This is a genomic window from Bradyrhizobium elkanii USDA 76 (assembly GCF_023278185.1).
Taxonomy (GTDB): Bacteria; Pseudomonadota; Alphaproteobacteria; order Rhizobiales; family Xanthobacteraceae; genus Bradyrhizobium; species Bradyrhizobium elkanii.
Window position 1 is genome coordinate 6,332,843 of record NZ_CP066356.1, and the last position, 23,635, is coordinate 6,356,477.

The window sequence follows — 23,635 nt, forward strand, 5'->3', positions numbered from 1 at the left end:
GTTACTGGGGCCCTTGGTGTCGGATGACGGAGGCGCGCGCGACGATACGGCTGAGGCCTTCCGACGGTGGAAGCCCGCCGAATACATGCATCCCGTCCGCGTCAAGCCTGGATTGCACGAACAGATCGGCAGCAGCGGCGTCGCCATGTCTCAGCATCTCGGCAGCCTGCAGCGCATGCGCCATGCGGGTGACGAGCGCTCTTGCGTGCCCGTCGTCCGGATATTTTGCACGTAATCGATCGGCGAGGTCATCCGTGCTTCGGTCATAGACCGGATTGAGGCCCCTGCTCGCACGCAACTCGTCGACGAACGCATCCCGGCAATTCGCATCGCGTTGCATGGCGCGCAGGACGTCCATGCACATCATGTTCGAGGTGCCTTCCCAGATCGAATTCAGCGGCGCCTCGCGATAGAGCCGGGCCATCGGATTCTCCATGATGAAGCCGTTGCCGCCGTGCACCTGCAGGCATTCATAGGTGAAGGCCGGCGCGCGCTGGCAATTCCAGAACTTCATCACGGGTGTCGCGACCCGCGCCAGCAGCCGCTCGTGTTCGCTTGTTTGCAATTCGTCGGTTGCACGCGCGACCCGAAATGCGCCGAGCATCGCCGCCTCGCTCTCGAGCGCGAGGTCGGCGAGCACGTTGCGCTGCATCGGAAGCTCGGACGTCGGCTTGCCAAACGCCGTTCGCGTTTGCGCATGGTTGAGGGCGAGGCTCAACGCCTGGCGCATCAGCCCGGCGGAGCCGACAGCGAAATCCAGCCGCGTCAGATGGGCATGCGAAAGGATTTCCGCGATGCCGCGCCCCTCTTCGCCAACCAGGATCGACCACGTATCGTGGTATTCGATCTCGCTCGACGCGTTCGAGCGGTTGCCGCATTTGTCCTTCAGACGCTGAATGTGGATGCGGTTGGCGCTGCCGTCGGGCAGCAGACGCGGCACGAACAGGCAACTGACGCCGGACTGGGTGCGCGCCAGCGTGTAGAATCCGTCGGCCACCGGCACCGAGAAGAACCATTTGTGGCCGGTGATCGCATAGATCTCGCCATGCGCCCCCCGCTCGACGAAGCGCGCGGTGGTCTGGGTCTCGCGCAGATCGGAGCCGCCCTGCTTCTCGGTCATCGCATAGCCGATGACCGCCGCACACTTGGCCTCGATCGGAAGCCGCCGCGGATCGTAGTCCGCCGCCAGCGTTCGCTCCCGCCACAAATTGAATTGCGGCTTGCCTGAGAATCCGGCGATCGCGGCGTACGCCATCCCGGTGGGGCAGCCGACGCCGTTCTCGATCTGATTCCAGAGATAGCTCAGCGCCGCGCGCGCCAGATGGCCGTGTGGTTCGGGCGTCGACCAGGCGAGGCTATGCACCTCGCTCCGGAACGCCAGCGCCATCAATTCATGCCAGGCCGGGTGAAATTCGACCCAATCATTGCGGTTGCCATACCGGTCATGGGTCAAGAGCGTCGGTTCGTGCTCGTTGGCCAGCCGTGCCGCCTCCTGCACGGATTCGCTGCCTGCATGGGCGCCTAGCGCGGAAAGCTTGTCTGTCGCCCACGGCGCGATCGTTGCGATCAGGCCACTCAGCGCGCGGTCGTCATCGAACGCATTGAAGCCGAGCGCCGGCCGCGCCTGATTGCGCACTTCATGGGTCGCAAACGGAGCGCCTTGCGCTTCGGCGACGGCAACCGGCTGGACGCGCGCGTTCATGCGGAGACTCGCGATACAGGGGTGAGTTCAGGCGTGGCGTGGCGAAACAGCATGCGCGCGGAAAGCCCTGCGATCGACTGTGCGATCGCCTTCGCCGCGTCGGAATCCGGGGCCGCTTCGGGCGCAAGGGGACCAACCAGCGCCTCCATGAAGGCGCCGGTCACGCAGGATGCCGCGACGTTCGCGTCGATCTCGACGAACTCACCGCCGGCGATGCCGCGCCGGACCAGCCTTGCGATCTGATCGGCCAGGGCCGCCCGGTATTTCAGGCGCGCCGCGTCGATCTCGGGTTCACAGGGTTCGGCGATCAACGCGTAGGCCAGGCGGCGGCCGCGCATCGCCCGGACCGCGAAAGTGTAGATTGCGTCGACCAGGCACTGGGATGCAGATCCTTCCGCCTCGACGATCGCGGCGACCACGGCCACCTCGCGCTCGGACACCAGGGCGAGCACCTGCGCGTACAGGTCCGCCTTGGAGTCGAAGTAGCGATACACGCTGCCCGTGGCCACGCCGGCCCGTGAGGCGATCAGGGCGATCTGGGCGTCCTTCCAGCCACTCAGCGCCACGGCCTCCCTGGCGGCATCGAGAATGCGCGCTTTGGTTTCGACCAGTTGGTTGAGGCGAACGGCAGCGATTGCCATAATGAACCGTAATTCATGAATAAAGGATCATAATTCATTTTCGGATGAATAGCCCTGCCTGTCAAGCATCGACCAAAGCGCCCTCCGGCCGCAGGGCCGTTCCGGGGGCGCCGACACGCTGCCGGCGGCCGTCAGAGGCTGCGGCGCGACGCAGGGGCGCGAGGAACAGGGATACGCTGGGTCTTACCGCACAGCCGACGCGCACGTCCCACTGAGCGCGCGGGACCGGAACAGCGTGGCAGTAAGCGAAACCTTCAGGCATCAAAACAAAAGGCCCGATCGCGATGCGACCGGGCCTTTGTGTTGAGCTTGATGCGGGGAGAAACCCGGTCCCGGACCGGCGCAGCGGATCAGGCCGCCTTCGCCGTGATCAGAACGTCTTCCACCGGCATCAACACCTCGTTGCCGAGCAGGAAGCCGCGGCAGCTGCGCAGCGAACGCAGCGCGCGGTTGAAGTCAATTCCGGTCGACACCAGCGCGCGCAGCGTCCGCGGGTTGCGGGCGATGCCGCGCAGCACCTTGCGCAGGTCGATGTCGCCGTTCGGCTTCACCGCGGATTTCGCAAGTTCCGGTAGCGCCCGGTGCGCGGGATCGCTGATTACGCGCAACGCGGCGAACGGAATGCCGGCTTTGGCGGCATAGGCCGCCGCGATATGGCTCTCCATGTCGACCGCGGCTGCGCCGGTCATCGAGCGCAGAGCGGCCTTGCAGGCCTTCGCCGCGATCACCTCTTCCACGCCAGCGAGACCGCCGCGGACGATCCTGCGCCGCTTCAGCGCGGCACTGGCGATCATCTCTTCGTTCAGCGCGGATGCGGCCAGGAAACGGGTATCGCCCGACATCACCTCGGTCGCGACCACGACGTCGCCCGACTTGAGCGACGGGTCAAGCCCGCCGGCCACGCCGAACGAAATCACGCCACGGAAGGTGGTCGGATCCAGCGTCGCCAGCAACTCACGCAGCTGCTGCGGATCGCTCGAACTGCAGATTACGATCATGCCGGGGCCTGCCGCGATGCGGGCCTCCTGCACCAATCCAGTCACAATCAATACCGGCCGAGGATCAATTCTACTGCCCACGGTCTCGGCGGCCCCCGCCTCAACAATCACATCCCGACCCCTACCACCCTGCTATTGGTGCTTCTCAAATTTCGATACCGCGCCAGCGCCCAGAGCGGAAAGAACTTCGAGTAGCCATGATATCGCAAGTAAAATACCCGCGGAAACCCCGTAGCTGTGTATCGCTGCTCGTCCCACAGCCCTTTTTCCGTCTGTGTTGCCTTTAGGTACTCCACCCCCCGCGCAACAGCGGGATTTTCGACCTCTCCGGCCGCCATCAATCCAAGCAAAGCCCATGCCGTTTGCGAGGAGGTCGAAGGCGCAACTTCATAACCCTTGTAATCCAGCCGGTAACTGACGGCGTCCTCGCCCCAGCCGCCGTCCTGATTCTGGACGGACGCCAACCAGTCGACCGCTTTCCGAATCATCGGGTCGTTGCGATCGACCCCTGCGACATTTAGGGCCGACAGCACCGACCAGGTGCCGTAGATGTAGTTCAGACCCCAACGGCCGTACCAGGAGCCCTCGGCAAGCTGGGTGCGCCGCAGATAGGCGACGCCGTCAGCCATCGCCCTGTTGCTCTCCGCGGTCTCGCCGAGTTGGCCCAGCATCGAGATGCAGCGCGCGGTGACATCCTCGGTCGGCGGATCGAGCAATGCGCCGTGATCGGAGAACGGGATGTTGTTGAGGTAATATTCGAGGTTGTTGACGTCGAACGCGGCCCAGCCGCCGTCGCGGCTCTGCAGCCCCTCGATCCACTCGCGGCCGCGCGCGATGGCCTCGTCATATTCCCTGGTTCCGGTGTGGCGCCGCACGCGGTCCATCGCCATCACGACCACCGCGGTATCGTCGAGATCGGGATAGTGGTCGTTGTTGTACTGGAACGCCCAGCCGCCCGGGCGGACGTCCGGCGCCTTGACCGCCCAATCGCCCTTCAGCTCCAGCACTTGGCGCGGCTTCAGCCAGTCGAGGCCCTGCTTGGCCTTGGCCAGGGTGTCGTCGCCGCCCGCCTCCTGCAGCGCATGACTGGCCAGCGCGGTGTCCCACACCGGCGAGACGCAGGGCTGGCAGTAGGCCTCGTGTTCGCTAATCACGAGCAGCTTGTCGATGCCGCGGCGGGTGATGGCGCGCGGCGGGAAACTCTCGTCCTTGCCGAGGGCCTCGTACATCATGACGATGTTGGCCATCGGCGGATAAATCGCGCCCATGCCGTCTTCGCCGTTCAGCCGCTCTTCGGTGAAGGCGAGCGCGGCATCGATCGCGCGCTGGCGCAGGCGCTTCGGAAACATCGGCTCGATCACCCGCAGCACGGCGTCGAGCGAGCGGAACAGATAGAACCAGCTCGGGCTCTGATGCGGCGCCTTCGGCGCCATGCGGACCGATTTCGGATCCTCCAGGAAGAGCTCGTCGATGCCGACGCCTTTCGGATTCTTCGCACACGGCTTCAGCGCGGCAAGCACCATCAGCGGCACCATGGTGGTGCGCGCCCAGTAGGAGATCTTGTTGATGTGGAACGGCGACCACATCGGCAGCAGCATGATCTCGATCGGCAGCACCGGCGTCGCGCGCCAGGTCACGACGCCATAGAGCGCAAGCAGGAAGCGCGTGAACACGTTGCTGCCCGAAGCACCGCCGCGCGAACGGATCGCCTCGCGCGCCCGCACCATGTGCGGCGCGTCGACGGAATCGCCGATCATCTTCAGCGCGAAGTAGGACTTCACGCTGGCGCTCATGTCGAACGGGCCGTCATGCACCAGCGGCCAGCCGCCATGCGCGCCCTGGACGCGGCGCAGATAGTTGCCGATCTTGGCCTCCAGCCCGGCATCGATCGGCTCGGCCAGATAGTGACGCAGCAGGATGTACTCGGCCGGAATGGTGCTGTCGGCCTCGAGCTCGAACACCCAATGTCCGTCGGACTGGCGGTAGCCGAGCAGCGCTTCGGTTGCCTTGGAGATGCTCTTCTCCAGCGCGACCGGATCGACTGCAACGCTGTGATCTCTCGCAAGCATTTCGCTCGATATCCTCTTCATCGCGGGCCGGCTGATCGAAAGCCGCGGCCGCTCCAGAGTGTGATCCGATTGCTTCGGATCATGCTCTCGTTTGCTTGGTCGCGCTTTCTTCACGCGAACCGGTAATCACTTCGCTCGAAAGCGCGCCAACAGGTCGAATCTAGCGTCTGGCCAGAACCAGATCGGCGGCGCGATCCCCCGATCGCACCGATCCCTCGATGGTTGCCGGCAACCCGGTAGCAGTCCAGTCGCCGGCAAGGAACAGGTTTTTTTGCGCCGTCGTGGGCCCCGGACGCAGGGCATTCTGTTCCGGCGTTGCCTCAAATGTGGCACGGCGCTCGCGCACGATCTGCCACGGCGGCAGATCGCCCGAAACGCCCGACGCCTCGCAGATATCCTGCCAGATGGCCTGCGCGAGCTCCTCGCGCGGCATGTCAACCAGGCGGTCGCCATTGCTGATCGTCACCGACAGCCGTTGCGGGAACGCGAACAGCCACTCCACGAGGCCGCCGACCACGCCGAGAATGGGCGCGGCGTCGCGCGGCGGATCGACGCGGAAATGCGCGTTCACGATGGCGCGGAATTTGGTCGGGGTTTTCAGGCCGGGCAGCAGGGATGCCGCAGCGCGCGGCGGCACGGCGAGCACGACCGCATCGTCGGCTCCCAGCGCGATCTTGTCGCCATTGCCAAAATCAAGCTCACTGATGCGATCACCCGACATGCCGAGCGCACGCAATTCGTGACTGAACTGGACGCTGTGGCCCCTCTCCTGCAGCAGCTTCACGGCCGGCTCGATCAGGACCGAACTTAGGCCGTCGCGCGCGATCAGCGGACGGCAGGCCTGCCCGCCCGCGAGCAGCGTCTCGCGCACGATGGCGCCGGCGAGCCCGGCCGAGCCCTCCGGCGGATCGACGTTCAGCGCGGCGAGCAGCAGCGGCTGCACCAGGCGGTCATACAGCGTGCCCTTGCAGGGAATGGTGTTGCCGACCAGCGCCCCGGTGCCGGCCCAGGCCAGCGGCGCCAAGGCGAGATAGTCGCGCAGGGTCGTATCGGGAACGCGGCGCGCCTCGTCGAACACCCACAGCGGCAGGCGGGAATCGCCGAGGTCGAGCTGCCAGCGCTGGCCGCTGGCAAGATCGACGAACGGAAATTGCGCGCGCGCTGGCCCGACGAGGCCGGCCTCGGTGCCGATCGCGCGCGCGTAGCTCAACGCATGGCGATTGCCCGACAGCAGCAGATGGTTGCCATTGTCGATGGTGAGATTGGTGGCGGCGTCGAAATAGGAGCGGCAGCGGCCGCCGGCTTGCTGGGTCGCCTCATGGACGAACACCTTGTAGCCGCCATTGGCGAGGCGCACGGCCGCGGAGAGGCCGGAAATGCCGGCACCGATGATATGAACGGTCTTTTGCATCAGATGATCGCGTAACGAAGAAGGATGCCGATCTTGGCGGCCTTGGACACACGTACCGGCGCACGCGGGGCGGCGAAGCCGCGCGCGATCAGGAGATCGAGAATCGCGCGGTAGTATTTCGACATGATCCGCGGCGCGCGCACGGCGCGGCGCGAATTGCGCTTCATGATCTCGTCGGATTTCTGGAAATGCATCCTGGCCCGCTCGGCCAGCGGCGCGCACACTTTAGGCAGCGCGCGGTCGGCGGTGACGCGGGCCGGATCGTTGTTGGTGATGCCGGCGTGCCAGAGCCATTCGCGCGGTAGATAGAGCCGGCCGAGACCGGCATCCTCGTCGATGTCGCGCAGGATATTGGTGAGCTGCAGCGCGCGGCCGAGGTGGTACGCGAGCTGGATGCCATCGTCTTCGGGCAGACCGAATACGCGCACCGACAATCGGCCGACCGCGCTCGCGACGCGATCGCAATACAAATCGAGCGTCGCAAGATCCGGCGCGCGGATATCCTGCGGCACGTCCATTTCCATGCCGTCGACGATCGCGACGAAATCCTCGCGCTTCAGGCCGAAGGTCTTCACCGATCCGACATAGTCCTTCAGGCGCTCCGGCGGACGTCCCTCATAGAGCGCGTCGATATCGTCGCGCCACTGCTGCAGGGCGGCCAGCCGCTCCGGCCGCGGGCCGTCGGAATCGGCGATGTCGTCGACCTGCCGGCAGAAGCTGTAGATCTGGAACATCGCCTCGCGCTGCGCGTGCGGCAGGATGCGCATCGCGGCATAGAACGAACTGCCCGACGCGGTGCTTCCGTAATTTGCGTTGGCCGCCGCCTCTGCGCTCATGCGCCCGCCGCCGTCTTGGAGACCGCGCGCCGTCCGGTCGCACGCCGCGCCGTCTCGCCGGCGACGCCGCCGAGGCTCTGCAGCAGCAATTCGACCGGGCTCAGATGCACGCGCTCGCTGAGCGGATCGCGCACCTTCAGCATGTTGACGATCTTGTCGGCGAACGCCTGGATCACGGAAATCTCGAGCCCCAGCCTGAAATCCTTCACCTCCGCGGCGAGCGACTTGCTCTGGTCGAGCAGCGCCTCGGTGCGCACCGCGAGCGCCTGCAGGCATTTGAGCAGGGCCGGCTGCGACTTCGCCTCGCCGAGCATCTCGACGGTCGCGCCCACGGCGGCCAGGGCATCGCGCGGCAAATAGACACGGTTCAGGTTGCGGTAGTCCTTGCCGCAGTCCTGCAGATGGTTGTTGATCTGCAGCCCGGCGCAGAGCGCGTCCGACGCCGCCCAGGTCGAGGTATCCTCGCCGTGCACGTCGAGCATGAACCGCCCGACCGGCATCGCCGAGTACCGGCAATAATCGATCACGTCGTCCCAGTTCTCGTAGCGCAGCTTGGTGACGTCGAGGCGGAACGCCACCAGCACGTCGAGCGCGTGCCGCGGCGGCATGCTGCGCTCGGCAAAGGCGCGGCGCAGATTGACCGCTTCCTTCTGGGTGTCGCCATTGCCAAGCAGCTCGGCCTCCATGAGGTCGAGGTAGCGCAGCTTCTCCTCGGCGGGCAGCGTGGCGTGATCGGCAATATCGTCGGCGGTGCGGACGAAATTATAGAAGGCCAGGATTAGGGCACGATGCCGCGGATGAATGATCCACGACGCGACCGGAAAATTCTCGTCGCGGTGGGTCTTTCCGGATCGCAGGTCGCTCGCGGTGGTCATGGGAAATTTGGGCTACACTGGTCATGGCACGACGCAGGCGCGAGAGGTCAGCGCATGCGGGGGGATTTGCGAGCCCCATATAGGGGAATACGCCACCAAAACCAATGCTGTCTGTGACCGCCAGCATACCAAGCCCGTGGCCGGCACAGATGCCGAGCACGGGCCTTGCAGCGGTCCATGGGACCTGAAGCGGCCTTACTGGCCGTGGGTCTTCAGCACCTGGTCGCAGGCGGCGCTGATCTTGGTGCGGTTCTGCTGCAGGCAGGCGAGAATGGTGAAATCGCCCTGATCGATCACGGCGCGGCAGTGACGCTGCACGTCGCGCGTGCAGGCCTTCTGCTCATCGGGTGTCCCGCGCGTCTGCTGCTGGGCGAAGGCGCCGGACGAGAGCGGGATCGACAACAGGGCAAGAGCCAAGAGAAATTTACGCATCGTATTCCTTCATTTCCGACAGCAGAAAATCTGTTCCCGAAAAGCGCTTCGGCACGGCCGGGACGGATTTTGGGGATTGCAGACGCCACGTATCGCGGCAACGGATTGACGACAAGCACCGTTAAATGCGGCTAAATTTGCGGCGCTGTAAACCCCTACATAAGCCATTGATTCGCAATGACGATTCGTGCCATCACTTTGTCGCGCTCGGCTATTGCGGACAGCAGTTGCGCAAAGCTAGATGCCGTCACGAAGCCGACGGTTTCTGATTCTGTTCGATGACAATATCGGCGCCGCGCGCCGTTTCTGTCGTTTGAACCTAACATTCTTCGGTGACACTAAACCTTCGATGCGGCGAGACGTTTTCTTGCGTAGGAAGCGTTGATTTTGATGGGAAAATTCACAATGAAACTGTTTGGTTCCAGCCTTTATGGTCAGGCTCTCAGGGCTGTGGGCGTCGGCGCCGCACTGATGCTCTCTGCCTCTGCCGTCCACGCCCAGGCCAGCGGGCCGTTTGCCGGTTTTGCCGGCTCGTGGACCGGAACGGGCACGGTGGCGCTGTCCAACGGCACGACTGAACGGATTCGTTGCAAGGCGGATTACAAGGTCGCGCCATCGGGCATGAGCCTTAAACAGTCCCTGCATTGCGCCAGCGACAGCTACAAGTTCGACCTCTCCAGCGACGTCACCAGCCAGGGCGACCGGATCTCCGGCAACTGGAGCGAGGCGAGCCGCAACATCTTCGGCAATCTGCAGGGCACCGCGGGCGGCGGGCGGATCGACGTGTTCGTCGAGGCGTCCGGCTTTGCCGCGAACCTGAACCTGCAGACCAACGGCTCCAAGCAGGTCGTACAGATCGACTCCAAGGGCGAGATTCGCGGCGTCTCGATCACGATGACGAAGAGCTGACGCTCCCGGCCGATTGCGCCCACAAGACACAACGGCCCGGTTCCGAACGCTTCGGAACCGGGCCTTTTTGCTGCGGCTCTTTGATTGCTCGTCGATCAGGCCTTTTCGATCGGCGCAGGCTGGCCGCCCCTGCCGCGGAGCTTTTGCGACAGATTGATCAGGAACATCGAGGTCGGCCGCAGGATGAAGAGGTCCGCGACCAAGGCTGCGACCATCGAGAATGCGCTGAGCCAGCCGAACAGGCGCAGCGACGGCAGGTCTGAGAACACGGTGACGACGAGGCCGCAGGCCAGCACCACCGTGGTCAGGATCAGCGCAGGACCGACCAGGACGGTGGCGCGCTCCACCGCAAGTTCCGGCGTGACACCCGGCTTGGTCTCGAGCCGCAGGCGATTGAGGAAGTGGATGGTGGCGCTGAGGCCGAGGCCGAATGACACCGTCAAAGCCACAACGCTGGCGAATTGCAGCCCCTCCCCGAGCAGCCACAGCACGGTGCCCGACAGCACCACCGGGAAGATGCCCGGCAGGATGCAAGAGAACATCACCACGATCGAGCGGAACGCGAGCCCGATGAAGATCGCGACCAGCAGGAATTCGATGGTGAGGCCGTGGTTGAGCTTCTCGATCATGCTGGCGCTGTTGCGTGCGGCAATCACCGACAGACCCGTGACCGCGATCTCGTAGCCGGGATGCTCGGCGCGCACCTTGTCTAGCGAATGATCGAGTTTGTTCACCACCGGAAGCAACTGGCTCGAGTCCACATCCGGGACGCGGCCCGACACCACGACAGCATCCTGATTCTTGTCGATGAACCGGCGCACCAGGTGTTCAGGGATCAGGTCGACATATTCCTTCAGCGTCGCGACATCATTGCTGCCGGCCTTTTCGGCGAGCCAGCGCCGCAAGGTCTCCAGCGACCAGACGTTGCCGACGCCGGCAGAGTCCTCGACCATCGCATGGACATCGGCAATCGTCTTCAAGGTCTCCGGCGAGTATAGCGATTGTCCCTTGGGGAATTCGATCAGCACATCGACCGGATTGGCGCCGGTCAGCTTGGCGTCGAGCCGGCTCGACGCCGCCACCGCCTGCCGCTTGTCCGGCACCTGATCGGCGAGCCGGTAGCGCGGCTCGAGATTGGCGTAGATGATGCCGAGGCCGCCGACCACGATCAGCGCCAGCAGGCTGAACAGCCCGGGACGGCCGACCATGCGCACCGCGATCCAATAGCAGAAATTGCGCAGCGCCTGCACGCCGGCATCCGCGCTCTGGAACTTGACCGCAAAGATCTTCTCGTTGCGCACGAACAGGACGCCGAACACCGGCACCAGCGACAGCACCGCGATCAGTGCGATGATGGTCGCCGCAAGCCCGGCCTCGCCGAACTTGCGGATCAGGTCGGAATCCGAAAACTGCAGCGCGATGAAGGAAATTCCGGCCGTGCCGTGCGTCAGCACGCAGGCCGGTCCGACTACCAGCACCGCATTCTTGAACGCGGTGAACTTGTCCTGCCCCGCGATCAGCCGGTCGCGCGCCGCGAATGTCAGCTGCATCGAGTCGGAGAAGCTGATCACCATGATGAGCGGCGTCATCACGTTGAGGAACATGTTGAGATTGAAATTGGCCCAGCCGAGGCCGCCGAGCGCGAGCAGGATCGCGATCATCGGCGGGAACGCCGCCGCCACCATGAAGGATATCTTGCGGAAGAAGATGATGGCGATGATGCAGCCGGCGAGGATGCCGAGGATGTTGTAGGTCAGGCCGTCGCGCTCGACCGCGTTGCGGATCTCGAGCTGCATGACCGGCACGCCGGACAGCTGGGCATTGAGCCCGCTGCCGCCGAGATCGTCGGCCATGATCTTCCTGATGTCGCCGACCACCTTGCTGAGCTTGTTGCTGCCGACCACTTCGGGCTCGAGCGACAGCACGATCAGCGCGAGCGTGCCGTCCTCCGACAGCAGCTTGCCGCGGATGATCTCGTTGCTTTTGACGGTCTCGACGAACTTGTCGTAGGCCGCACCCTCGGGAAGTTCATTCGGGAACAGCGCCGCCGGCAGCTTGCCGGGCTCCGGCGCCTGGCGCGCGGAGAACAGCGACACCAGGCCGCGCACGCCCTCGACGAGCTGCAGGTCGGTGACCATGTCGCGCAGCTTTTCGAGATTGTCGCGGGCGAGCAGCGTCTTGCCTTCGACCACGACGAGGACGTCGAACTCGGTCGCCGGGAAGCGCTTGGTCACCGCCTCATATTGCTTGTAGTCCTTGGAGTCGGAGCGGAACAGCTGCGACAGCGAGTCGTCGATCTTGATCCGGTGCACGCCGAACACCGCGCCGATCAGCAACAGAACGAGGACGACGCAGGACAGGATCGGCGCCCGCATCGGGATCAGGCCGAGACGCTCGATCCCGAACGCGATGCTGAGGCCCGACCGCGGCTCTTCGATCTTCTCGACGTGGACCTGACTTTCGGAATTCTTTTCGAGCATGCCCTGTCCAGTTCTGAAAACGGCTCAATCTGTCTAGCTTGGGTCTAGGGGCGCGAATGAGGCGGGTGAGCGCAACTGATCGGCGCTAGTCCTTGAAAACACGCGAATATTGACCGGCGCCGGTTTTACCTGCCCACCCCGTTGCTCGCAAGCGCGAGGGGCGAGGGAAATCGACGGGGAACCGCCGATATCAGCCATTAAGTATCTGATTTGTCACACCCTGGTAGCGCATTCTTCGACGATCCACCGCCGCTTTCATCTTTCAACGCGACCCCTGTGATCTGGCGTGCCAAGCCCACGCGCACAAGCCACGAAATCCTGAATGCGGCTTCCGCATAGCTCAGTCCGGCGTGGTGGATGTTGGAGATGCAGTTGCGGTCGGCGTCGGTGAGGCCGATTCGCGGCGCGAAGGTGAGATAGGCGCCCAGGCTGTCGGGTGCGGACAGCCCGGGCCGTTCGCCGATCAGCATCACCAGCATGCGCGCGCCGATGATGGCGCCGATCTCGTCCCCGAGCGCGACCCGCGCGCCGGACGCTGCGATCACCGCGCCGGCGTCGATGTTGTCGGCCGCAAGGCGCGGCACGAGATGCCGGATCAATTCGACGGCATGCACATTGACCGCCGTCGGCGACAGACCGTCACCGATCACGATGGCGCAGGGACATGCGGCGATGCCGCTGCTCTCGACCGAGCGCCGCGAATCGGAATCCAGCATGCGCCCGAGATCGGGCCGCCGCAGATAGTCGCGCCGGCTGTGCGCCTGGCTCGACACCTCAAGCGGGGTGATGCCGAGGCCGGCAAGACCGGCCGCAATCCCGCTGACGTCAAAGGCGGCGTGGACGGCGTCGCGGGCGCGGGCATGGTCGAGCGTGAACGACAGCAGCGCATCGGTCGGCAGGCTGGCCCCGGACCGGCCGAGACCGACGCGCGCCGGTGTGAGCTCGCGCAGATCGGCAAGCGAGGGGGACAAGGGCGCCGGCGGTGTCGTCATGCTGTTATTCGGCGGGGACGGAAGCCTCGCGCAGCCGGATCGAGTAGTTCGAGGCGTTCTGCCGGCCGCTGGAGGCTGCACGCGCAAAGGTGATCAAATGATGCGCAACCAGCGTCGCCGAGATCAACCCCTCGATGTCGCCGCGCTTGAGCCGGCCGAGCGCAAACCTCCAGAACACGCGCTTGTAGTCGCCGAGCACGCCGACCTTCCAGAAGATGTTGCGGAGCATGATCAGGCCGCGCCGGATGTTGGCCCAGCTCTTCATTTCCGGGCTGACCGGCACCTTGATGCGATTGGCATAGGTGTAGTTGCATTGATGCAAATAGCGCGCGAACAGCTTATTCGGCTCGTAGGCAACTTCCATGCATTTGCGCCAGGAGCTGACCACGTCCTCATAGGGCAGCAGGAACTCGACATTGGAGTCGCGGCCCTCGTCATCGATCAGACGCCCGGCTTTTTCGAGCCGATCCCACAATGGCGTCTTCGGCAGCGCCTGCAGCAGGTTGATGGTGAGCAGCGGAATCCGCGACTCCTCGACGAAGGAGAGCAACGCGTCGCCGGTCTGGGGCTTGTCGGTATCGAGCCCCATGATGATGCCGGAGACGACCTCCATGCCGAACGAATTGATGGTACGCACGCCCTCGAGGATCGGAACCATCATGTTCTGATCCTTGTGCATGGCCTTTAGCGCGTCGGGATCGGGCGTCTCGATGCCGACGAAGATGGTCACGAAGAAGGCTTCGCGCATCTTCTCCAGGATCTCGGGGCGCTTGGCGATGTTGAGCGTCGCCTCGCAAGCGAGGCGCGTGACATATCCGGTGCGCTTCTGCCACTCGATCAGGTGCGGCAGCAGTTCGCTCGCCGCCTTGCGGTTGCCGATGAAATTGTCGTCGACGAAATAGACGGTGTCGGTGGCACCGCACGCGCGCAGCTTGTCGAGCTCGGCGATGATCTGCTGCGGCGACTTCAGGCGCGGATTGCGGCCGTAGAGCCCGGGGATGTCGCAGAACTCGCACTGATAGGGGCAGCCCGAGGAGAACTGGATGCTGCCGAGGAAATACTTCTTGGTTTCGGCGAGCTCATAGGCCGGCAGCGGGAAATCCGTCATCGGCAGACGGTCGATGGTTTTAAGCACCACCTGCTCGTCGGGACGGCTGGTATCATCAGCCAGACGCTTGATCAGCTCATTGGTCGCATCGCCGAGCTCGCCGACGTGGAGGTAGTCGAATGAGGGATAGTAGTCCGGGCAAGCACTGACCGACGGGCCGCCGATCGCGACCACAAGGTCATGGTCATGCGCGCGACGGCAGATGTCGTTCATCTGCTGGCGCTGGATGTGCATACCGCTGACGAACACGGCATCCGCCCACTCGAAATCCTCCGCCGTCGCCGGACGCAGGTTCTCGTCGATGAAACGCACCGGCCAGTTCTCGGGAAGGTATGCGGCGATCAGCAGCAGGCCCTGCGGCGGCATGAACGCCTTGACGCCGTCAGTGAGGGGGTAGGCGTGCTCGAAGGTCCCAAAGGACGACGTATAGCGCGGAAAGACGCAGAGGATACGCCGAATTGTCTTTATGCCCTCAGCTCTCATCAATCGACCCCGAAGCACCCGCAAATCTAACCATGGCGTGGAACGCTGGGCCAGAAATTCTTCAACATTGTGGCACTTACTAACGTCACATCGGCGAGATAGTTGCTCTGCAGAATTTCGCTATCCCCCTCAGGTCAGCAGCGTGGCAGCGAGATCGGGCAGCCGCCCCGCGTCGGCAAGGAGGCGAAAGTCTTGCCCGGCAAGGCCGACGCGCGCGAGCCAGTCGTCGAATTCGGGAGCCCGCTTCAGGCCGAACAGGTCGCGGACATAGAGCGCATCGTGAAACGATGTCGACTGATAGTTCAGCATGACGTCATCCGCGCCCGGCACGCCCATGATGAAGTTCACGCCGGCGGCCGCAAGCAGTGTCAGGAGATTGTCCATATCGTCCTGATCGGCTTCCGCATGGTTGGTGTAGCAGACGTCGATCCCGAGCGGCAGGCCGAGCAGCTTGCCGCAGAAGTGGTCCTCGAGCCCGGCGCGGATGATTTCCTTGCCGTCATAGAGGTACTCAGGACCGATGAAGCCGACCACGCTGTTGACGAGCAGTGGATCGAACGCGCGTGCCACCGCATAGGCCCGCGCCTCGCACGTCTGCTGGTCAACCTGGTGATGGGCATTGGCCGACAGCGCCGAGCCCTGCCCGGTCTCGAAATACATCACATTGTCACCGACCGTGCCGCGGCGCAGCGACAGCCCGGCTTCCCGGGCCTCCCGCAGCAGCGAGAGGTCGACGCCGAAACTGCGATTGGCCGCCTCGGTGCCGGCGATCGACTGGAACACGAGATCGACCGGCACCCCCTGCCCGATCAGTCCGAGCGTGGTCGTGACATGGGTCAGCACGCAGCCCTGCGTCGGAAGCTCGAGCCGCGTGATGATGTCATCCAGGAGCCGCAGCAGCGTACCGATCACGTTCGGATCGTCACTCGCCGGATTGATGCCGATGCAGGCATCGCCCGATCCGAGCAGCAGCCCGTCGAGAATCGAGGCGGTGATGCCCTTGGGATCGTCGAAAGGATGGTTCGGCTGCAGCCGCGTGCTCATTCGACCGCGCAAGCCGATGGTGTTGCGGAAGCGGGTCGTCACCTCGCATTTCTTCGCGACCAGGATCAGATCCTGGTTGCGCATCAGCTTCGACACCGCCGCAACCATCTCTGGCGTGATGCCGCGCGAGATCCTCTTGATCGCTTCCCCGCTGGCGGCATCCGACAGCAGCCAGTCGCGGAATCCGCCGACGGTGAGCGACGACACCGGCAGAAAGCCGACAACGTCGTGGCTGTCGAGGATCAGGCGGGTGACTTCGTCAGCCTCGTAGGGGATGACAGGCTCATCGAGGAATTGCTTGAGCGGAACATTGGCCAGCGCAAGCCGGGCTGCGATCATCTCCTCCGCGCTGTCGGCCGCGATGCCGGCCAGGCGGTCGCCTGAACGCGGCGGCGAGGCCTTGGCAAGCAGGATGCGCAGATCGTCGAATGCGTAATTGGTGGCGTCGATGGTGTGACGATAGAGCATGGGAGGTTCGTCGCGGGCTGGGACAGCGCAATCTAGCACCTCTTTGCGAAAGGCGTGCCATCGGCTTCGCCCCGCATGCTGGCGCCGTTGCCGGTGACGGCGGCGCATCATCGGCTCGGCTGTAAGCCGCGAGCACCCGGCAGCCTCAAAGCGGCCCATAAGGCATTGGGATTATTTACAGATTTTAACGGCTGCGGCTGCACAAATCTCGCGCGTTAAGAAATTGTCCATGAAAATTTTGCATAAGCTTTAATCGGCCGAAGGTACTCCCCGGCCTCTTGGAGTGCCCGCAATGCCCGCCCCCGTCACATCTCCCATCTCCATGTCCCGGCCTCCAATGGCATCCCGATTCTCGCTTGCTGCCCGGCTGTACTCGACGTTTGCGCTGATTGCGGCGCTGACCGCGGCCATCACCTTCCTGTCCGAATACAATGCGCGGCGTAATGCCGAGCTGACCAAGGCCGTCGACCTTGCAAGCCGTGCCGCACTCAATGTCGAGCGGGTCAATTCACTGGTCTATGCCGTGGTGATGGAATCCCGCGGCATCTACATGTCGACCGATCCGGCAGCGGTGAAGAAATACGGCGACGGGCTGCTGGCGTTCAACGAACGCATTCTCGGCGTGGTCAAGAACTGGGAAATGCTGGTGCAGGCCGACGACGCCGCCCAGTTCGCGGTGTTCAAGAAGCGCATCGAGCAGTTCATCGATTTTCGCAAAGAGCTGGTACGCCGCGGCATCGAGATCGGCGCCGCAGCCGGGCGGGAGTGGGGCGACAACGACGCCAACCGCGATGTGCGCACCGCGCTGAACAAGGATCTCGAGGCGCTCTCCAAGGTCTATGCCGAGCGCAGCAAGAAGCTGGCGCGGGAGACCGACACCAACCGCACGATGGCGCTGGTGCTGACCGGCCTCGGCGCCGCGGCCCTGATCGTGGTGGTACTCGGCGTGCTGATCATCGCTCGCTCGGTGGCCCGGCCGCTGTCGCAGATCACCACGACGATCAAGCGCGTCGCCGAGGGCGCCGACCATGTCGAAGTACCCCATGTCGGGCGCAGCGACGAAATCGGCGCACTGGCACACGCCATCAAGGTCTTCCAGGACGCGATGGACCGCAATCGCAGCCTCAACGCGCAGGTCGTACAGGAGTCCGAGGCTCGCGACGCGCGCGGTCGGCATATCGAGACCTTCGTCGAAGCGTTCCGTGGCACGATCGGTGAGGTGCTCCGCGCGGTGCACGACAACGCAGCGACGATGCGTCAAACCGCGCAGACCATCGCAACCGTCGCGTCGGACGCCAGCGGCCGGGCGGTGGCGGCGGCAGGCGCCACCGAACAGGCCTCGAGCAACGTCTCCGCGGTGGCGGGCGCGGCCGAAGAACTCTCCGCCTCGGTCGAGGAGATCGGCCGCCAGGTCAAGCAGTCGTCCGGCGCCGTCGATCAGGCCGGTGCGCGCACCGACCGCTCGATCACCGAGATCGAGGGCCTTGCCGCAACCACCCAGCGCATCGACGGGGTGCTGAGCCTGATCCAGGCGATCGCCGAGCAGACCAACCTGCTCGCCCTCAACGCCACCATCGAAGCCGCCCGCGCCGGCGATGCCGGCCGTGGCTTCGCCGTCGTCGCGCACGAGGTCAAGGCGCTGGCCGGCCAGACCGCGAAGGCAACCGCCGAGATCAGCGAGAACGTGGGCCTGATCCAGGCCTCGACCCGCAACTCGGTGGCCGCCGTGCGCGAGATCGGCCAGGCGGTGCGCGAGATCAGCAACGTCACCGCGAACATCGCGAGCGCGATCGGCCAGCAGGACGCGGCGACGCGCGAAATCTCCGCCAACGCCCAGATGGCCGCCCAGGGCAACGAGACCCTGGTTACCAATGTCGGCTCGCTCCGCGATGATATGGACCAGACCAGCAAGGCGGCGGAATCGGTGCTCGCGGCCTCGAACGATCTGACCGCAACCGCCGAGACGCTGTCGCGCGAGGTCGAGCAGTTCTTCCGCAACCTGCGCAGCGACGCGGCCGACGGCCTGCAGCGGACCGGAACCTGAGCGGATCGCGCGATGTTGCGAGGCCCCGCGACAGGGCTTCGGCAATCTGGATGGTTAAGACTCTCCCAACGCTCGGACGCAAATTGCGTCCGCTTCAGGTCGCATTTCTCAATTTGATGCCTCCATAGAAAGCGTCACTGCGCGGGAAAGTGGAAGAGAGCAATGAACGGGCTTTTGCCAAAGCCGAAGGCGGTGCCGACCAAACGGCTCCTTGCGCTCGGGATCGGCCTCGTTCTCTGCTTTTCGGCGATCTGCGCATCCATTCTCTGGGAAATGGCGAGCAAGGACTATCGGCATGCGAAGGAAGGTGCGACCAACCTCGTCGCCTCCATCGCCAGCGAGATCGACCGCAACATCGACCTCTACGACCTCTCGCTCCAGGCGGTCGCCGACGGCGTCAAGCTGCCGGAGCTCGGCAAGATCAGCCCGGAGCTTCGCCAGGTCGTGCTGTTCGACCGCGCCGCCACAGCCAAGGATCTCGGCTCGATCCTCGTGCTGAATGCGGCGGGGGACGTCACGCTCGATTCCAGGACCTTGACGCCGCGGACCGCAAATTTCGCCGATCGAGACTTCTTCCGGGCGCATCAGACGCGAGCGGACAGCGGACTGTTCATCAGTGCTCCGTGGATTACTTCGGATGGCGAATATCTGATCAGCCTCAGCCGCCGCATCAACAATGACGACGGCTCCTTTGCCGGCGTGGTCGCGGGCAGCATGCGGCTCAGCTATTTCCACAATCTGTTTCGCAAGCTGAACTTCGGCTTCGGCGACAGCATGGCGCTGTTCAACAGCGATGGCGTCATACTGATGCGCGCCCCGTTCGACATCAGCAAGATCGGGCAAAGCATCAAGGACTCTCTGGTCTTCAAGCAGTTTCCGGCACGACAATCCGGCTCCTACATCACGAAATCGATCGTCGACCATGTCAGCCGGCTCTATGTTTTCCAGGCAGTCGGCCACAATCGCCTGCTCATCGCCGAGGGTCTCGCGCTCGACGGCATCTATGCCGACTGGTGGCAACAGCTCTGGCTGATCGGCAGCGTGGTTGCAGCGCTCTGCGGCTTCTCGATCGTCCTGATGTTCTACCTGGTGGCCGCTCTCAAGCGGCGGGCCGCCGCGGAAGACCGGCTCGCGCACCTCGCGAGCACGGATGCACTGACAGGCCTCGCCAACCGCCGTCGCCTCGACGATACCCTTGACGTCGAATGGCGCCGTGGCATGCGCGCAAAGGCGCCGGTGTCGCTTCTGATGATCGACGTCGATCATTTCAAGATCTACAACGACACGTACGGGCATCAGGCCGGCGACGCCGTGCTCACCACCGTGGGACGGTGCATCGCAAGCAGCGCCAAGCGTGCAACCGATCTCGGTGCCCGCTATGGCGGCGAGGAATTTTCGGTGTTGCTGCCGGGCATCGGCAAGACGGGCGCCCTGGAAATTGCCGAACGGATTCGCGCGAAGCTGGCGGCTGCGCGGGAATCCGAGCCTGAGTTGCCGACTGTCAGCATCGGATTGTCCTGCCTCGTCCCGGACCACGAGCGCACGTCGCGCGATCTGCTCAAGGCCGCAGACCTCGCGCTCTATCAAGCCAAGCGTGAAGGCCGCGACCGCGTCATCGTCAGCCCGATCGGGTGGGACAAATCGGGCAAGCGGCACGTCGCCTGATCGCGGCCGCATTGGCGCGGTCGAGCGCGCCGCACGCCCATCCCGGCTCACTCCACCGGCAGCACGTCAACCGCAACGGCGAGCTTTTGCTTGCGCGCGCCGACGATGACCCCGTCGACCGGCGAGACGTCGGCAAAGTCGCGGCCGATGGCGAGAATGATGTGGTCGCTCCCGACCATCAGATCGTTGGTCGGGTCGAACCCGACCCAGCCGAGCGCGCTGCCGCACCAGACCGAGACCCAGGCATGGGTGGCGTCCGCGCCCTGCAGCCGCGGCTGGCCCGGCGGCGGAATGGTGCGCAGATAGCCGCTGACATAGGCTGCAGGCAGGCCGAGGCCGCGCAGCCCTGCGATCATCACATGGGCAAAGTCCTGGCACACGCCATGGCGCTTCTCGAACACGTCGCGAAGCGGTGTCGAGATCACGGTTGCCTTGGGATCGTATTTGAAGTCGTCGCGGATGCGGCGCATCAGGTCGGCCGCCCCAGTAAGGATGCCGCCACCAGGCAAAAAGCTCGCAGAAGCGTAGGCCGTCACCGGCCTCAGCACCGGCACCAGCGCGCTGGCAAAGACGTAACCGACCGGCGAGGCCGCATCGAGGCTCAACGCCTCGAACGCATCGTCGCGCACGCTCTTCCAGGGCGGGCTGGCGGCGTCGCGCGCCGGCGGCTGCCGCGCCACCGAGACCCGCGAGCGGGCATCGATGCGCAGACTGCGATGCGCGGTCTCGATCAGGACGCTTTCGGTCAGCGTGCCGAAGAAGTCGCGCCGCGCGGTGCGCTCCGCCGGCCTCGGACGGATCTCGACCGAATGCGAGATCAGCTGCTGCCCGTCGCCGCTGATCGGCTCCAGCCGCAGCGAGCACCGCGCAAAGCTGACCTGGGTCTCGTAGCTATAGGTCGTGACGTGACGGATGTCGTAGATCACGCCAGCCCCGTGAGCTTCTCCGGCCGGCTGGCGTTCGGTCCGTGCGGGAAATAATGCAGCCCGATCGCGTCGGCGAGGTTGAGCAGATCCTGCTCCAGCGCGAACAGCGTCTTGACGTCGAGGCTCGAGGCTTCGGCCGTTGTGAGCATCGCCTCGACCGCGACGGCAAGCCGCTGCGGTCGCTCGATCAGGCCGTGCTCCTTCAGGCTCGGCAGCGCGGCGATATGCTCGTTCAGCGCCGCGACCTGGAATGCGACCGAGCGCGGATTGTAGGGGTCGAGCACCGCCAGATCGCGCACCGGTGCGAGCAGCGGCTGCACCAGATAGCGCGAGCGATAAGTGATCTGGCAGTCGACCAGCGTGAGCAGAACGTCGAGGTCCTCGTCACCGGCTTCGTCATAGGCGAACTGACGGGCAAAGCGCGTGGTGTTGACAGCGCGCTCGGCGCGGCGGCCCATCTCGAGGAAACGCCAGCCGGCGGCGCGGTTCATGTTTTCCTGCGCGAGGCCGGCGAAGCTTGCGAGCTCCTGCAGGGTCAGTTCGGCGGCGCTGACGACGCCGTCGTCGTCATGAACCTCGATGGCGAGCCGGTCGGCCATCTCGGTGATGACCTGCCAGGCGTCCGGCGACAGCCGCTCGCGGAGCGAAGTCGCCGTGCGCTGCGCGGATCGCACCAGCGATAGCGCCGAGCCGAATTTCTCCTCGCTCTGCAGCGCCTCGAGCGCGACCCTGGCGAGATTGGCGCGCGCGGTCTGCGAGGCGGCGCCCCAGGCAACCAGCATGCGCTGGATGCGCTCGGCCGAATGCATCGCCGGCGCCGAGCCGTTCGAATTCGCCCGCGCAGGATCGCGCAGCGGCGTGCACAGCGCGCGGATCAGCCGGATGGTGGCCTCGGCGCGCTCCAGATACCGGCCGAGCCAGAACAGATTGTCGGCGGCACGGCTCGGCAGCACGCCCGCGATGCGGCGGATGCGGACGGTGTCGCCCGCCGGCAGCAAGGTTGAAGTCGCAACGGCCCTGTCGGAGACCACCCAGACGTCGGCGGACACCGCGCCATCGCCCATCGACACCGCGCGCGCATCGGCCCGATCGGCAATCCGGCAGAAGCCGCCGGGCAGCACCGTCCAGCCGTTCGGCGTCGCCGCCGCGAACACCCGCAACACGAATGGACGCGGCGCGATGCGGCCGTTCTCCCATACCGGCGTGGTCGACAGCCGCACCAGCTCCTGGCCGACATAGTCGATGCCGCGATGGCTGATCGCATCCTTCAGGCGGTCGCGGTCGGCCGTCGACAATTCGCCCGGGAGCACCGGTCCGTTGCCGGGAAAATCCGCAACACCGCGGCCATAGGCGCCTTCGATCGCGAAGTCGTCGAGCCGCGACAGCACATGCTCGCGCGCGGATTTCTGGCCGCACCACCAGGTCGCGATGTGCGGCATCATCAGGTCTTCAGAGAGCAGGCGCCGGCAGAGATTGGGCAGGAAGCCGAGCAGTGCTCTCGCCTCCATCACGCCCGAACCCGGCATGTTGGCGACCACGACGCCGCCCTTGCGCAGCACCTCGACGAGCCCGGGCACGCCGAGATAGGAGGACGCGTCGAGCTCGAGCGGATCGAGCATGTTGGAATCGACCCGGCGCAGCAGCACGTCGAGCCGCTTCAATCCGGCAACGGTGCGGATGTGGACGCGGTCGCCGGAGACCGCGAGATCGTCACCCTCGACCAGGAGGAAACCGAGATAGCGCGCCAGCGTAGCGTGCTCGAAATAGGTCTCGCTGAACGCACCGGGCGTCAACAGGCCGATCCGCGGCTCGTCGCGGTCAGCGCTGGCGCGCAACGAATCGCGGAACGCCTCGAAGAACGGCGCGACGCGCTCGACATTCATCGACTTGTAGAGATTGGAAAAGGCGCGCGACAGCACCAAGCGGTTTTCCAGCGCATAGCCCGCGCCCGACGGCGCCTGCGTGCGATCGCCGAGCACCCACCAGCGGCCGTCGGGCCCGCGGCCGATGTCGGCGGCATAAAGATGCAGATAGCGGCCGCCCGGCGGCTTGATGCCGCTGACCCCGCGCAGATACTCGCTGCTGCCGGCGATCGCAGCGGCAGGGATCGCGCCGTCGGCAACGAGACGGCCCTCGCCGTACAGATCGGCCAGCACCATTTCCAGCAGCTGCGCACGTTGCGCGACACCAGCGGCAAGCTGCCGCCAGTCCGCCGCATCGATGATCAGCGGCAGATGGCTGAGCGGCCAGATCCGGTCCGACGTATCGCCGGGCGCACGATAGGTGACCCCGGCCTCATGCAGATGGCGGTCGGCGGAGGCGAAGCGGCGCTCGATATCGGCCGGCGACAGCGCGGCAAAGGCGTCGAAGAAGCGCGCCCAGGCCGGCCGCGGCGCGCCGTTCTCGGCGATATATTCGTCGGGAATGCCGGGCAGCCGGACATAGTCGCGGGTCCACTGCGCCATCCGGCGCTGACCGGGACGGGCCCTGCTCTCCTGACTGCTGCCTTGACTATTGCCTTGGCCACCCGATGCGGTCATTCCACTTCCCCT

17 protein-coding genes are annotated in these 23,635 nt (G+C 65.0%); 3 read left to right on the forward strand and 14 right to left on the reverse strand.

What is annotated here, in order from left to right; translation table 11 throughout:
* Position 1: 1 nt before the first annotated feature.
* The 8 genes from JEY66_RS30570 to JEY66_RS30605 form a co-directional block, all read right to left on the reverse strand.
* Complete coding sequence (locus JEY66_RS30570; protein ID WP_018270586.1) at positions 2-1,702, reverse strand: acyl-CoA dehydrogenase family protein; 1,701 nt, start codon at positions 1,700-1,702, stop codon at positions 2-4.
* Complete coding sequence (locus tag JEY66_RS30575) at positions 1,699-2,343, reverse strand: TetR/AcrR family transcriptional regulator (RefSeq protein WP_018270585.1); 645 nt, start codon at positions 2,341-2,343, stop codon at positions 1,699-1,701. Before JEY66_RS30575 ends, JEY66_RS30570 begins: the two co-directional genes overlap by 4 nt.
* A gap of 350 nt (positions 2,344-2,693) precedes the next feature.
* Positions 2,694-3,452, reverse strand: a complete 759-nt coding sequence (locus JEY66_RS30580; protein WP_038375998.1) for a phosphorylase — start codon at positions 3,450-3,452, stop codon at positions 2,694-2,696.
* The gene (shc, locus tag JEY66_RS30585) at positions 3,449-5,410 is read right to left on the reverse strand and encodes a squalene--hopene cyclase (protein ID WP_018270584.1); all 1,962 of its coding nucleotides are present in this window, start codon (positions 5,408-5,410) and stop codon (positions 3,449-3,451) included. Before shc ends, JEY66_RS30580 begins: the two co-directional genes overlap by 4 nt.
* A gap of 160 nt (positions 5,411-5,570) precedes the next feature.
* Complete coding sequence (hpnE, locus tag JEY66_RS30590) at positions 5,571-6,821, reverse strand: hydroxysqualene dehydroxylase HpnE (RefSeq protein ID WP_018270583.1); 1,251 nt, start codon at positions 6,819-6,821, stop codon at positions 5,571-5,573.
* Positions 6,821-7,657 carry a presqualene diphosphate synthase HpnD gene (gene hpnD, locus JEY66_RS30595; protein ID WP_016845403.1) on the reverse strand — a complete coding sequence of 279 codons (837 nt, stop codon included), beginning with the start codon at positions 7,655-7,657 and terminating at the stop codon, positions 6,821-6,823. The genes hpnE and hpnD overlap by 1 nt, the downstream gene beginning before the upstream one ends.
* Complete coding sequence (gene hpnC / locus JEY66_RS30600) at positions 7,654-8,532, reverse strand: squalene synthase HpnC (protein ID WP_018270582.1); 879 nt, start codon at positions 8,530-8,532, stop codon at positions 7,654-7,656. The genes hpnD and hpnC overlap by 4 nt, the downstream gene beginning before the upstream one ends.
* Positions 8,533-8,727: 195 nt before the next feature.
* On the reverse strand, positions 8,728-8,964 hold the full coding sequence (locus JEY66_RS30605) for a hypothetical protein (protein ID WP_026192498.1): 237 nt from the start codon (positions 8,962-8,964) through the stop codon (positions 8,728-8,730).
* Between the two features lie 405 nt (positions 8,965-9,369).
* On the opposite strand from JEY66_RS30605, the gene JEY66_RS30610 reads away from it, so the two are divergent.
* Positions 9,370-9,873: a hypothetical protein gene (locus JEY66_RS30610; RefSeq protein ID WP_026192497.1), complete on the forward strand. Its 504-nt coding sequence runs from the start codon at positions 9,370-9,372 to the stop codon at positions 9,871-9,873.
* A 95-nt stretch (positions 9,874-9,968) separates the two neighbouring features.
* Here JEY66_RS30610 and JEY66_RS30615 read toward each other — a convergent pair whose 3' ends face one another.
* The 4 genes from JEY66_RS30615 to JEY66_RS30630 form a co-directional block, all read right to left on the reverse strand.
* Positions 9,969-12,353 carry an efflux RND transporter permease subunit gene (locus JEY66_RS30615; protein ID WP_018270581.1) on the reverse strand — a complete coding sequence of 795 codons (2,385 nt, stop codon included), beginning with the start codon at positions 12,351-12,353 and terminating at the stop codon, positions 9,969-9,971.
* Between the two features lie 197 nt (positions 12,354-12,550).
* A complete protein-coding gene (eutC, locus tag JEY66_RS30620) occupies positions 12,551-13,345 on the reverse strand; it encodes an ethanolamine ammonia-lyase subunit EutC (protein WP_018270580.1) in 795 nt (264 codons plus the stop codon).
* A gap of 4 nt (positions 13,346-13,349) precedes the next feature.
* Positions 13,350-14,936 (reverse strand): B12-binding domain-containing radical SAM protein, encoded by a 1,587-nt coding sequence (locus JEY66_RS30625; protein ID WP_018270579.1) that lies wholly within the window; start codon positions 14,934-14,936, stop codon positions 13,350-13,352.
* 129 nt (positions 14,937-15,065) lie between these two features.
* Positions 15,066-16,448: an ethanolamine ammonia-lyase subunit EutB gene (locus JEY66_RS30630; protein ID WP_016845411.1), complete on the reverse strand. Its 1,383-nt coding sequence runs from the start codon at positions 16,446-16,448 to the stop codon at positions 15,066-15,068.
* A 337-nt stretch (positions 16,449-16,785) separates the two neighbouring features.
* Between JEY66_RS30630 and JEY66_RS30635 the strand changes: the two genes are divergently transcribed.
* A complete protein-coding gene (locus tag JEY66_RS30635; protein WP_018270578.1) occupies positions 16,786-18,492 on the forward strand; it encodes a methyl-accepting chemotaxis protein in 1,707 nt (568 codons plus the stop codon).
* 162 nt (positions 18,493-18,654) lie between these two features.
* The gene (locus JEY66_RS30640) at positions 18,655-20,157 is read left to right on the forward strand and encodes a sensor domain-containing diguanylate cyclase (protein ID WP_016845422.1); all 1,503 of its coding nucleotides are present in this window, start codon (positions 18,655-18,657) and stop codon (positions 20,155-20,157) included.
* 47 nt (positions 20,158-20,204) lie between these two features.
* Here JEY66_RS30640 and JEY66_RS30645 read toward each other — a convergent pair whose 3' ends face one another.
* Positions 20,205-21,083, reverse strand: coding sequence for a transglutaminase family protein (locus tag JEY66_RS30645; protein ID WP_018270577.1), 879 nt, complete (start codon positions 21,081-21,083; stop codon positions 20,205-20,207).
* Complete coding sequence (locus tag JEY66_RS30650; protein WP_026192496.1) at positions 21,080-23,623, reverse strand: circularly permuted type 2 ATP-grasp protein; 2,544 nt, start codon at positions 23,621-23,623, stop codon at positions 21,080-21,082. Before JEY66_RS30650 ends, JEY66_RS30645 begins: the two co-directional genes overlap by 4 nt.
* Positions 23,624-23,635: the final 12 nt, after the last annotated feature.

Bases quoted from the DNA above. Each gene is read 5' to 3' on its own strand.
- shc (WP_018270584.1), bottom strand. From the start codon at position 5,410: ATGCTTGCGAGAGATCACAGCGTTGCAGTCGATCCGGTCGCGCTGGAG.
- JEY66_RS30625 (WP_018270579.1), bottom strand. From the start codon at position 14,936: ATGAGAGCTGAGGGCATAAAGACAATTCGGCGTATCCTCTGCGTCTTT.
- hpnE (WP_018270583.1), bottom strand. From the start codon at position 6,821: ATGCAAAAGACCGTTCATATCATCGGTGCCGGCATTTCCGGCCTCTCC.
- JEY66_RS30605 (WP_026192498.1), bottom strand. From the start codon at position 8,964: ATGCGTAAATTTCTCTTGGCTCTTGCCCTGTTGTCGATCCCGCTCTCG.
- JEY66_RS30635 (WP_018270578.1), top strand. From the start codon at position 16,786: ATGGCATCCCGATTCTCGCTTGCTGCCCGGCTGTACTCGACGTTTGCG.
- JEY66_RS30650 (WP_026192496.1), bottom strand. From the start codon at position 23,623: ATGACCGCATCGGGTGGCCAAGGCAATAGTCAAGGCAGCAGTCAGGAG.
- JEY66_RS30575 (WP_018270585.1), bottom strand. From the start codon at position 2,343: ATGGCAATCGCTGCCGTTCGCCTCAACCAACTGGTCGAAACCAAAGCG.
- JEY66_RS30630 (WP_016845411.1), bottom strand. From the start codon at position 16,448: ATGCTCTATCGTCACACCATCGACGCCACCAATTACGCATTCGACGAT.
- hpnD (WP_016845403.1), bottom strand. From the start codon at position 7,657: ATGAGCGCAGAGGCGGCGGCCAACGCAAATTACGGAAGCACCGCGTCG.
- JEY66_RS30615 (WP_018270581.1), bottom strand. From the start codon at position 12,353: ATGCTCGAAAAGAATTCCGAAAGTCAGGTCCACGTCGAGAAGATCGAA.
- JEY66_RS30640 (WP_016845422.1), top strand. From the start codon at position 18,655: ATGAACGGGCTTTTGCCAAAGCCGAAGGCGGTGCCGACCAAACGGCTC.
- JEY66_RS30610 (WP_026192497.1), top strand. From the start codon at position 9,370: ATGAAACTGTTTGGTTCCAGCCTTTATGGTCAGGCTCTCAGGGCTGTG.
- hpnC (WP_018270582.1), bottom strand. From the start codon at position 8,532: ATGACCACCGCGAGCGACCTGCGATCCGGAAAGACCCACCGCGACGAG.
- eutC (WP_018270580.1), bottom strand. From the start codon at position 13,345: ATGACGACACCGCCGGCGCCCTTGTCCCCCTCGCTTGCCGATCTGCGC.
- JEY66_RS30570 (WP_018270586.1), bottom strand. From the start codon at position 1,702: ATGAACGCGCGCGTCCAGCCGGTTGCCGTCGCCGAAGCGCAAGGCGCT.